The 12,403-nt window shown below is 44.7% G+C and carries 8 protein-coding genes; 5 read left to right on the top strand and 3 right to left on the bottom strand.

Annotation, left to right across the window (positions count from 1 at the left end; genetic code table 11):
* Positions 1-4,981, bottom strand: a 4,981-nt coding sequence (locus AB6D06_RS07630) for a tandem-95 repeat protein (protein ID WP_372110093.1), incomplete at its 3' end; no start/stop codon positions are given.
* Positions 4,982-5,383: 402 nt separating this feature from the next.
* On the opposite strand from AB6D06_RS07630, the gene AB6D06_RS07625 reads away from it, so the two are divergent.
* From AB6D06_RS07625 to AB6D06_RS07610, 4 genes are all read left to right on the top strand, one after another.
* Positions 5,384-6,691 (top strand): TolC family outer membrane protein, encoded by a 1,308-nt coding sequence (locus AB6D06_RS07625; protein WP_017062307.1) that lies wholly within the window; start codon positions 5,384-5,386, stop codon positions 6,689-6,691.
* Positions 6,691-7,308: an OmpA family protein gene (locus tag AB6D06_RS07620; protein ID WP_017062306.1), complete on the top strand. Its 618-nt coding sequence runs from the start codon at positions 6,691-6,693 to the stop codon at positions 7,306-7,308. Before AB6D06_RS07625 ends, AB6D06_RS07620 begins: the two co-directional genes overlap by 1 nt.
* A 135-nt stretch (positions 7,309-7,443) precedes the next feature.
* Positions 7,444-7,794, top strand: a complete 351-nt coding sequence (locus AB6D06_RS07615) for a DUF2750 domain-containing protein (protein WP_010438559.1) — start codon at positions 7,444-7,446, stop codon at positions 7,792-7,794.
* Positions 7,795-7,956: 162 nt separating this feature from the next.
* Entirely contained in the window at positions 7,957-9,984 is a 2,028-nt protein-coding gene (locus AB6D06_RS07610) for a diguanylate cyclase (protein WP_372110092.1), read from the top strand.
* Here AB6D06_RS07610 and queC read toward each other — a convergent pair.
* Together queC and queE are read right to left on the bottom strand one after the other, a co-directional pair.
* A complete protein-coding gene (gene queC, locus AB6D06_RS07605) occupies positions 9,944-10,639 on the bottom strand; it encodes a 7-cyano-7-deazaguanine synthase QueC (protein WP_017063822.1) in 696 nt (231 codons plus the stop codon). The genes AB6D06_RS07610 and queC overlap by 41 nt on opposite strands.
* A gap of 58 nt (positions 10,640-10,697) precedes the next feature.
* Positions 10,698-11,366 (bottom strand): 7-carboxy-7-deazaguanine synthase QueE, encoded by a 669-nt coding sequence (gene queE, locus AB6D06_RS07600; protein WP_372110091.1) that lies wholly within the window; start codon positions 11,364-11,366, stop codon positions 10,698-10,700.
* A gap of 184 nt (positions 11,367-11,550) precedes the next feature.
* Between queE and AB6D06_RS07595 the strand changes: the two genes are divergently transcribed.
* Complete coding sequence (locus AB6D06_RS07595; RefSeq protein ID WP_102428957.1) at positions 11,551-12,360, top strand: Cof-type HAD-IIB family hydrolase; 810 nt, start codon at positions 11,551-11,553, stop codon at positions 12,358-12,360.
* Positions 12,361-12,403 lie beyond the last annotated feature (43 nt).

The raw sequence follows: 12,403 nt of genomic DNA, 5'->3' as shown, positions 1-12,403 counted from the left end.
TTTCGCTGCCGTCATGTTTAAACGTCACTTTACCCGCCGCCAACTGCGCCACCGTGAAGCTGCTCGACGCGACGCCGTTCACTAAGATTGTGCCGTTGCTCGCGTTGCCGACCGTGAAGGTCACGCCTGTGTCTGTATCGTCAACGTCCGTGTAGCCTAAGTCCTCAGCCGTAATGGTGTAGCTGCCTTCTTCATCCACTTCACCCAACAAATCACCTATCAGCACTGGTGCATCGTTCACAGGAGTAATATTAAGCGTAACTTCTGCTTCGTCTTCCCCACCGTTCCCATCGGTCACTTTATATTTAAAAGTTGCCTCCCCGTTATAGTCGGTATCCGGTGTGAATATAATTGTATTGTTTGTGTAGTCGACAAACAGCTCACCATTAGTCGCGGAGGTAATTGAACCCACAACAATTGAGAGCTCATCACCATCAATGTCAGTATCATTCGCTAACAATTCATCAAAAGAAATCGTGATAGACGTGTCTTCAGCAGGAACAAGTTTAGATTGATTAATACCTGTCACTGTAATGTTATCTAACAACGCACCGTAGCTATCTGAAGCTCCAGCGCCTGCAAATGTAAGGTCCGTAACGTCCCCTTGGACTTCGAACTCAGCCGTGATCTTATACCAACCATTTGCGTCAGGTTGCCCTATTTGGACATTAAGTCCGTCGGCACCCGATAGAGATCCATCTGCGTGAACAGTAACTAACGTGTCACCGACTTTAAACGTCATGTCAGAAGATGAATTACCGTCTCGTCGAGGGTTGTAATCAAATTCAACACGCACGCTATCTTGGTCTGACGTATTAATATTTGTTGTGATCGCGGTGTTTTGATGAGCATCAAGCTCAGCGAGGTAGTCACCGTCTGTCGCTTCAGCTATGAGACCGTCACGCTGAATCTCTAGACCATTTGTTGCTTCCCAATCATCTAGTTCGTCGCCAGTTACTACAGTCCAACGACCTGTGTTTGTCATGTTTTCAAAGGACTCAGAGAAGAGCAGCGTCTCACTATGAGTTTCATATGTGTCATCAATCGCTACTGGACCGTCGTTGGTGCCTGTCACGGTAATGGTTAAGGTATTGGTTTGATTGACCGTGCCATCGCTTGCGGTGTAGGTGAACACCACGTCCGCGGTCGCTCCTGTGGCCAACGCTTGAGAATCGCTGCCGTCCGCCACAAAGCTATAGCTGCCATCGGCACGAATGGTCAATGTGCCGTAATCATTGCTGATCAACGTATCGCCACTCTCTGCCACTGCGGTCGCGGTGCCCGTGGTACCGTTCAAAATACCCGTGACGTTCAATGAGTCACCATCGACATCGGAGTCATTGGCCAAAACGCCTTGTTCTGCACTGACCGTTAAGGTCGCGTCTTCATTCACCGCGCCCACATCGGCGGTTAACTGAGGCGCATCGTTGGTGCCTGTCACGGTAATGGTTAAGGTATTGGTTTGGTTGACCGTGCCGTCGCTCGCGGTGTAGGTGAACACCACTTCCGCGGTCGCTCCTGTGGCCAACGCTTGAGAATCGCTGCCGTCCGCCACAAAGCTATAGCTGCCATCGGCACGAATGGTCAATGTGCCGTAATCATTGCTGATCAACGTATCGCCACTCTCTGCCACTGCGGTCGCGGTGCCCGTGGTACCGTTCAAAATACCCGTGACGTTCAATGAGTCACCATCGACATCGGAGTCATTGGCCAAAACGCCTTGTTCTGCACTGACCGTTAAGGTCGCGTCTTCATTCACCGCGCCCACATCGGCGGTTAACTGAGGCGCATCGTTGGTGCCTGTCACGGTAATGGTTAAGGTATTGGTTTGGTTGACCGTGCCGTCGCTCGCGGTGTAGGTGAACACCACTTCCGCGGTCGCTTCTGTTGCCAACGCTTGAGAATCACTGCCGTCCGCCACAAAGCTGTAACTACCGTCAGCACGAATGGTCAATGTGCCGTAATCATTGCTGATCACCGTGTCGCCACTCTCTGCCACGGCGGTCGCGGTGCCCGTGATGCCGTTCAAAATGCCCGTGACGTTCAATGAGTCGCCATCGACATCGGAGTCATTGGATAGTAAACCGTTACCAGCACCAACGGTTAAAGTTGCGTCTTCACCAACCTCGCCGGTATCGACATTGAGTTCGGGCGCGTCGTTTACAGGTGTGATATTTAATGTCACTGTCGCTTGGTCTTCGCCACCATTTCCATCAGTGACTGTATATTGGAATGTGGCCTCACCGTTGTAGTCTTGATCTGGTGTGAATGTGATCGTTTCGTTTACATAGTCAACCGATAATGTGCCATTGACCTCAGACGTTATTGAACCAACAACAATTGAAAGAACATCACCATCGATATCAGTATCATTCGCTAACAACTCTGCGAATGGGATCGTAATAGGCTCATCTTCACGCGTAACGAGCTCAGGTTGGTTGATCCCCGTTACAATAACGTTGTCAATCAAAGCCCCAAGACTATCTGAAGCACCATCTCCTGCAAATGCTAACTCCGTACTATCAGCTTGCACCTCCAGCTCGGCGGTAACACGGTACCAACCATTAGCATCTGGTAGGCTTATTTGAATATCAAGTCCATTAGCACCGGAAAGGGTCCCATCCGCATGTACCGTGACCGAGGTGTCACCGATTTTAAAGACCATATCAGAAGACGAGTTACCATCTTGGCGAGGGTTATAGTCAAATTCAACCCGAATACTATCTTGACCTGAAGTGTCTATAATCGTTGAAATTTCAGTGTTTTTGTGAGCGTCGAGTTCAGCAAGATAGTCACCATGAGTTGCATCAGCAATTAGACCATCACGCTGAACCTCTAGCCCGTTGGTCGCATTCCAGTCGCCAAGATCATCACCAGTCACAACTGTCCATCTGCCAGTGTTTATCATTTGTTCAAATGACTCGGAGAAAAGTAACGTCTCGCTACTTTCGTTGTAACTATCATCAGTTGCTTTTGGTCCATCATTTGTGCCAGTGACCGTAATAGTTAAGGTCGCAGTATCCATCCCCCCCTTACCATCACTTATCGTATAAGTGAACGTTTCAGACACCTGCTCACCAGCTTTTAAGCTATCCGCATTATCAGCAACGTAGTTGTAACTACCGTCTTCGTTAACAATCAGAGTGCCAAAGCTACCGGTTAATCCAGATCCTACAGTTCCAGCTGTGCTATTTGATGCATTTTCAGCACCTGTCCGAATACCAATGACTTCGAGGTTATCGCCATCAATATCGCTATCATTTTTCAGTAACCCTATTGATGCATCTACTGCTAAAGTCGCATCCTCGTTAATAGACCCACTGTCATTGCGAGCGATTGGCCTGTCGTTAGTACCGGTGACAGTAATAGTCGCGGTCGATGTGATCGGCTCGCCACTTTCATCGCTCATGGTGTACATCACCACGACTTGCTCTGTTACACCTACTGGCAGGTGATCAAAATCTTCGCCAGTCGCTTCAAACACAAGTTTGTTATTAACGATAGTCACCAGACCTTTGTCCGAGCTCACACTGTCTAAAGTGAACTTAGCACCATCGTCTAAATCGGTGTCGTTAGCCAATACATCAACGGTTACGGTGCTGTTCTCTTGAACCGCCCCAGAGTCTGCATTGGCAATTGGGAGATCGTTAGTACCGGTGACAGTAATAGTCGCGGTCGATGTGATCGGCTCGCCACTTTCATCGCTCATCGTGTACGTCACCACAACTTGCTCTGTTACACCGGCTGGCAGGTGATCAAAATCTTCGCCAGTCGCTTCAAACACAAGTTTGTTATTAACGATGGTCACCAGACCTTTATCTGAGCTCACATTGTCTAAGGTAAAGGTCGCACCATCATCTAAATCGGTGTCGTTAGCCAATACATCAACGGTTACTGTGCTGTTCTCTTCCACTGCACTAGTGTCGGCGTTTGCGATTGGAAGGTCATTAGTGCCTGTGACTGTGATAATTAACGTTGTTGTATCAGTTGCACCTTGGTCATCAGTTACTGTGACTGGTACTTCAATCTTTAGTTCTTCACCTTCGGATAGATAACCATAAGAAGACGTATCGAATTCATAACTACCGTCTTCGTTTAAAGTTAGACCTTCAACTAAGGTGTCCGTAGTAAACACTAGTGGTTCACCTACAGGTTGATCTACATCCGTAGCATTGATGCTACCGCTAATAACCTGGTCCTCTAATAAGGAACGGTCCTTAGGCTCTGCTACTGGCGCATCATTCACTGGCGTAACATCAATTGTGACAGTTAACGTGTCTGTCAGACCAGTTTCATCCGTCACGATAACTTGGAAGCTATCTGGACCGTTATAGTTTGCATCTGGAGTGTATTGCCAAGAGCCATCTTCATTTAGGGTAAGGCTACCGTTAGAAGGGCCCGATTCAACTGAGAAGGTAAGAAGGTCATTATTTGCATCGGTCGCAGTTAACTGGCCGCTTAACAAAGTATCTTCTGGAACAGATGCACTTAGTGCATCTTCAAGCGCGCTAAAAGAAAGGTCTACAAAGATTGGCTCTTGTTGTACGAAACGGAATTGCTCTAGAAGGCTCAGGCTTTGAGTTCGCGACATGCCCAGCGCTTCAAATCCCGTTGTTATAAATTCGGTTGCTGGGATCGTTTCTTCACCGTCTCGCTCTACAGTCCCACTAGTTGCCAAGCTAGAACCATTTTGACCAGCAGCGGTAGCGAACTCATCTCCTAACTCAGTAGGGTCTTCACCTTCTTCTAATGCGGCAAAAATATTTGCGATATCCTGGTCTAGTTCAACTTCACCGTCTTCAGGTGAAAAACGCTTAACTGATACCTGAGGTTCATTAGGTCCATTTTGAGATTCAAGAGTTACATCTCCAGCCTGTAGAGGCTCTCCCTCTTCGAGTACTCTAACCGTGCCATCAACTGAAATAACAATGCGCTGACCCAATGCAAGAGCACCGGTCAAATTCAATGCTGTAATGTCCATATCAACCCCTAAAAACCATTTTCGCTTGTCACGTCAACTTTGTGACATCTTATTTATAATATTAGCCGAAATATAACATTTAACATCACATAATTCCTAGTTATGAATCGTACATTTAACATACCGAGTGACAAGGTAATGACGCTGATCACATCACACAATAATGAAAGTGCTCACACTATCAATATAAGTTATTGTGTTTGCGAAAAATAACAGAGCTAAAAACGTAAAATTGACGTTCTCAAAATCATCATAAAACGCACAGCAAACTGTTAACAACTTTACAACCATTTACGGTAGCTTCTCGAGCGAACGTTATTTTTTTGGCGGTTCATCTAAATTTCGTATCTAGCACATTAAAAAGCGTAGGTTTAGATGCAGTCCAATTTGGAGAGATGGAAATTGAATTACATTCAAACGACAACATTAGGGTTAGCTATAGCGCTAAGTTTGCCGACAACAGCACAAACCTTAGAGCAAGCCGTTGCGTTTACATTAGAAAGCAACCCTGAAATCAAAAGTGCTTATAACGAATATATCAGTAAGCGTTATCTTAACGACGCTTCTGGTGGTGCTTATCGACCAAGTATAGACTTAGATGGTGGGATTGGTTATGAACATACTGATCTAGCAACCAACCAAGACACTACCGATCTGACTAGAAAAGAAGCAACGATCACCTTGACCCAGTTAATATGGGATGGCGCTAATACATCCAATGATATTGACCGTACTGCGGCTGATGCAGAGTCCGTGCGCTATCAACTACTATCTAACGCGCAAGACATCGCTTTAGAAGTAACAAAGGTTTATCTTGATGCAGTGAAAGCCTATGAAGTGCTTTCTCTTTCGGAAAGTAACTTAGCGACGCACAAAGAGATATATAACGATATTCGTAAGCGCGTGGAATCAGGTATTGGTTCAACCGCAGATATGTCACAAGTTGAAGCTCGTATTGCGAAAGCGCACGGGAATTTGCTTGCTGCTCAAAACAACCTTTTTGATACGCATACTCAGTTTAAAAGACTTGTTGGTCAATCTCCTTTAGGGTTAACTTTCCCTCGCGCAGATGCGGGTGCAATTCCTTATACCGTTGATGGTGCGTTGGCAAAAGCGTTTAACCAGCATCCAGTCATTAAGATTGCACAAGCCGATGTTGACTCAGCGAAGTTCCAATACAAACAATCTAAGAGTACCAACTACCCGACTGTTTCTTTTGAAGCCGCTCAAACTTGGCGTGATGACGCCGGTGGTACAGAAGGCAGCAGCGATGAGTTTTCTGCCATGGTTCGTTTAAGATACAACCTTTACAATGGTGGTTCGGATCAAGACCGCACAGAAAGTGCAGCCTACCAACTCAACAAAGCCAAGGACCTTCGCGAAAGTACTTACCGCAATGTAGAAGAGAGTCTACGTCTATCATGGAGCGCACTTGATTTAACGGTTCAGCAAAAAGAGTTCCTATCTGACCACGTAGACTCGGCATCAGACACGGTAATCTCATATGAGAAACAATACCGTATCGGTAAACGTACCCTTCTCGACTTACTTAACACTGAGAATGAATTATTCGAAGCTCGTAAAGGCTATTTAGATGCTAAGTATGACGAGCAATACGCAAAATATCGCGTAATGAACGCAACTGGTAACCTACTCATCGGTTTACGAGTTGAGATCCCAGAAGAATGGAATGAAAAGGTGGAATATTAATGAAGCTTACCAACACAGTATTATCGCTTTGCTTCATGGTTGTATCTGCCAATGCTTTAGCTGAAAACAACGAAGATGAATTCGAATATCGCGCTCTACCGCCGGTCACTCAAATTTACGATCTTCAAGATGATGACAATGACGGTGTAATAAACGCGCGAGATTTATGTCCCGATACACAAATTGGTGCCGAGATCGATAACGACGGTTGTGGATCATATTTCGAGTCATCGGAAAAGAAAGAGCTGCATATACTCTTCGCTAATAATTCAACGGAAATAAACCCTGTCTTTCTAGGGCAGATACGCCAAATGGCGGCATTTTTAAAGCGCTACGAAAGTACCAGCATTGAATTGCAAGGTTATGCCAGCAAAGTAGGTAACGCGGAACATAACCTAAAGCTTTCGAAAGAACGTGCATCACATGTAAGACGAGCGCTAATTAGCAACGGTATTCAGCCATCTAGAGTCAGCATCGTAGGTCATGGTGATTCTGAATTCAGCAGTGATGACACCCAAATCAATCACGCACTACATCGAAAAGTTGTTGCTTCCGTTGTTGGATTTAAGGGTAATATCAAAGAAGAATGGCACATCTTCACCAAAATTAAAAAGTAGGCGTACCCAGCTTTTACCATACTGAAACGTTATCTTAAGTTAACGTTTCAGTATGGTGATAATTCCTTGAATAGCATATACCTAAGCCGTCTATAATGTTAATCTTGCCACGTTATCAACATAGAGAATTAATCCATGAGCAAACTAACAGCTGATACTCAAGCAAATCTAGAACTTTTCGTTTCTGAAACACAAGAAACTAAACTTGTATGGGGCCTTCGTAACGAAGAAGGTTGGCTAGCATGTGACTCAAGTGAATTCGAAAGCAGCGAAGTGATGCCATTTTGGTCTTCAAAAGAAGATGCTCAGACTCACAACGTTGAAGAGTGGGCTGATTTTGAAGTATTAGAAATCCCACTAGATATCTTTGTAGAAGACTGGCTACTGACTCTTGCTGAAGACGGCGTTCTTGTTGGTACTAACTGGAATGCAACATTAGAAGGCAAAGAACTTGAGCCTTCTGACCTAGCGAAATTATACATCTAATTTCCGATATCGGTCGCACGATTCGCGCGACCGATATACCTCTGATTAGTATCAATAAATTAGAGACCTACCTCGCATAACCACGTAGTCGCACCATTCAAAATTTGAAGCAACATCAAACTAATAATAGAATATCGTGCTTTATCTGATTGATCGTCTCTTGTGAATCACTTCGTTTTTGTTACCTTTCTACTATTCATTAGCTTTTGTTCTTATAGCCAAGTATCAACATCAGATCGTGACCACAATTCACCAGTCTATACCTCCAATCTAAGCTCTACTCCAAATGCTGATTGGAACGCGCTTTATCTCTCTACTTTAAACCACTCTCCTGAGCGCGCATTAAACATGCTGCAAACACGCTACATCGGCTCAACGGTTTATGGAGATAAGCTTTACCTTGCGTCTCTTCTGTATCAATACATGAGCCACCGAGATCAGCCGTTCTACGGAATCGCTTCAAACGACAATGACTACCAAGCGATAGAAACAGCGTTTATTTCTGCTCTGAGGAAAGACGGCAAAGGCCAATATGAACAAGCACAACAAGGCTTTCTAACACTTTTGGCGAAAATGCAATCTCGCAGTGATTTAACTGGTAAAGCCTTACTAAAGTACCAGCTATGCCGATCGCTTAACGAGCAAGCTAAATACCATCAAGCGAACTATTACTGCTCTGCCCTTCAGTCAGATTTACATGACATCGCTGACCCTGTATTACCAAAATTCGGGACTTATCGAGTCATCGCGAACAATCATCATTTCCGCAGTGACTATCAAGCTGCACTAGACACCTACCTATCACTAATAAACGTGTTTCCACAAGGGCATGATATTTCAGGGGTTTACAACGATGTGGGTAACTTGCTCAAAGAATTAAAGCAATATGAAAAATCGGCGGAGTATCTAGAGCAAGCTCTCATTCTCAGAGTAAACGCTTCAGATTTAATGAAAGCACAAGTGCATCACAGCCTTGCGGATCTCTACCTTAACCAAGAGCAAAGTGAACTAGCAATTCACCACTTTCAGACAGCAAGAACACTGCTGAGCTCAACGTCGCATAGCTACGGTATTGCACTCACAAGTCTTGGCTTAGGAAAAGCGTACACTCAAACGAAAAACTATGATGTGGCGAGAACCTACCTAATTGAGTCTCTTTCAGCTTCGAGCGAACTGAGCAATGATGTCATTCGCATCAATGCTTACTTGGCGATCAGCGATATGTTCGAAGAACAGAAACTGCCAACGGAAGCACTCAACTATGCTCAACAAGCGCTAGAAATAGCAGAACAAGTCACAAGGCATAAATACATCGCGCAGTCACTTCTGCAGCTTTCTGATATTCATCAATCACTCGGCGATTACCAACAAGCTTTCTATTTCTACCAGCGATACTCGTCAATGCAAATGGAAGCTAGAGACATCGATAATCGACTCGCACTCGAAGCGCTCGGCCTGACGCACGCCAAATATGAGCAGGAACTGGAAAGCTCTTTCCTGACACATCAGACGAAACTCGACCGCGTTCAAATTGAAAAAATGGAACATCAAAGATGGATGTACAACATCGTTGTTATTCTGTTGCTTTGCGCTGCAAGCTTCACGGTATTGATAAACAAAACGGTTCGCGCAAAAGCAGCAATTGATGGCTTAACGAAAGCATATAGCCGAACTGAGATAATTCGAAGAATCAAAAGAGTGAAACGCTGTAAAGGGACGGACAAACAGCATGTGCTCGTGCTGCTCGATCTAGATAAGTTTAAGAAGATTAATGATGAGTATGGGCACCCTACTGGTGATCGGGCACTGGTCCATATTAGTGATCAAATTAGAAAACACTTAGTGAATGGTGAATTGTTTGGTCGCTTAGGGGGTGAAGAATTTGTCATCATGTTAACCGATACCCCACCAGCAGAGGTACGAGAACGCGTTGAAGAGTTGCACTACGCCATTTCAAGCACTGTCTTTTTATCAGAAAGCAAAAAGTCACTTAATGTGACCGCGAGTTTTGCTTATCTAGCAACCTCAAACGCATTAAGTGACTTTGATGACTTGTATTCAGTGCTCGACCAAGCACTCTATCAAGCCAAAAGCAACGGCCGAAACTGCATTATTGATGCATATAACGAACCGATTGATTTACCTGAAATTATTTATTCTCAGCCTGTTTGCGAACCAACTCAGCCATGATGCTTTCGCGATCACCGAGGTAATCGTTAAGGCCAACTTTACGCAGTTCACATGCCGGACAATCGCCACAGCCATCACCAACAATGCCGTTGTAACAAGTCAGTGTTTTGTTTCTAACAAGTTCAAGTGCTGAGTACTGGTCTGCTAGCGCCCATGTCTCAGCCTTGTTTAACCACATTAGCGGTGTTTTGATATCAAGCTGCTTGTCCATACCTTGTACAAGTGCAGAGTTCATCGCCTTCACAAAGTCATTACGACAATCAGGGTAACCAGAAAAGTCTGTTTCACACACACCTGTAATCACGGTTTCAGCACCGATTTGGTAAGCGTAAATACCCGCTAGAGTCAGAAATAGAATATTACGACCAGGAACGAATGAATTCGGCAGCCCATTCTCTTGCAGCTCATGAGACACAGGAATATCGTCACGAGTCAAAGAGCTGATAGCCAGTTCATTCAACAGAGTCACATCCATCACTTTGTGCGCTTTCACACCAAGCTCTTTCGACAATGACTCAGCAACTTCAATCTCGAGTCTATGGCGCTGACCATAATCAAACGTAATCGCATGAACTTCATCATACTCTTTTAATGCTTGAACAAGACACGTTGTTGAGTCTTGACCACCACTGAATACTACCACTGCTTTTTTCATCTTAAATCCTTACGAGAACCTTCTACTAGCGACTTATCTTGCCCAGTAAAAATACAACCTATGCGATGCTCAAATATTTGTGAGTTTGTATTGATAAGCGCCAATTGCGCTCAATGCAGGTATCAATACAAAGCTGAGTAGCGCGGTCTTTTTGGCTGATTGGTTGCAGAGCGATAACAGTGTCGTTAGGAACTGCTGCTCGCTCCAATAAACCGTCAAGTTGTTCGATGTCTTTGCTTGTACCTACTGGATGCTTAATTTCGTTAGCACGTTGCAAGGCGCTATCTAAGATTTCCAGTTTCGCTTTCATCGCCACTTTCGGTGACACCGTAACCCAAGTGTCCGGTGTGGCTTTAACTTCTGATGTTCCGCTAGTCTCAATCTGACAGCGACAACCGTGCTGCTCAAACGCTTCAGTAAGAGGAACAAGATCATAAATGCATGGCTCACCACCAGTAATCACAATGTGCTTAGCAGTGTAACCTTGCTTGATATATTCATTCACGATTCCTTGAGCATCGATTGCTGACCAAGTAGGTGAATCTTCTGCCTTAACCATAATATCGCCAAGGCTGGTTTCCTCTTCTGGCAACGCTTCCCAGGTCTGCTTGGTATCACACCAAGAACAGCCCACTGGGCAAATTTGCAGACGAACAAAAACAGCGGGAACGCCAGTAAACACGCCCTCACCCTGAATGGTTTCAAACATTTCATTAATCTTGTACAACTTTCCCTCAGCTCAATCATTTGATGAAATTAATCAACCGCAGACCTTAAAGCACTTCCCCCTTTTGGTCAAACAAATGAGTACTGATAAATGAGTTGATCAAAGCCCTAGCCTGAACTTTCAAGTTCCCTTATCCTTTCGCCCATAGATTTCGTTAGCTTTTAATTTTTTAGTAAGGAACAACATGTACAAACTGATTGCTCTTGATATGGATGGCACACTACTCAACAGTGAAAAAGTGATTTCTCAAGAGAACAAAGACGCAATCGCCAAAGCACGAGCTGCAGGTGTGAAAGTAGTTCTCGCTTCTGGTCGCCCTTTAGAAGGCATGCAAAGCAAATTAGATGAGCTTTCGATTGACGGCGAAGATGACTTTGTACTCTTCTACAACGGCTCTATGGTTCAGAACGTATCGACAAAAGAGATCATTCACAGTGAGATCAGCAACGGCAAAGCCGCAAAAGAGATTGCTGCCCTCGCTCAACAGCTTGGTGGTTATGTCCATGCTTTCAGCAAGATCCACGGCTTAATCACACCTGAGAACAATGAGTACACTGGTATTGAAGCGCGTATTAATTGCTTAGATATAACCGAGTTCGACTTTTCTCAACTAGAAGATGACCACGAAATCATCAAAACTATGATTGTCGCTGAACCAAGCAAGCTGACTGAAATCATCGGTAAGTTGCCACAAGAGCTTAAGACTCAGTTTACTATCGTACAAAGTGCACCATTCTTCTTAGAGTTCCTAAACCCGAAATCAAACAAGGGTGTCGGTATTGAAGCGATAGCGAAACACTTAGGCATTAAAGCGGAAGAAGTCATCTGCATGGGTGATGCTGAAAACGATCACCATATGCTTGAATACGCAGGCCTTGGCATTGCAATGGAAAACGCAATGGAAGAAACCAAGAAACTGGCGGATCACATCACAGCTAGCAACGACGACCATGGTGTAGCGGTCGCGATTGAGAAGTTTATCTTCAACTCATAAACGCTCAACAGGTTCTAATAAGAATTACTTTTTGCTTGTTTCA

Origin of the sequence: Vibrio sp. 10N.239.311.G01 (assembly GCF_041465805.1) — a bacterium.
GTDB classification, from domain to species: Bacteria; Pseudomonadota; Gammaproteobacteria; order Enterobacterales; family Vibrionaceae; genus Vibrio; species Vibrio crassostreae_C.
This window is presented reverse-complemented; position numbering and strand designations above follow the sequence as displayed.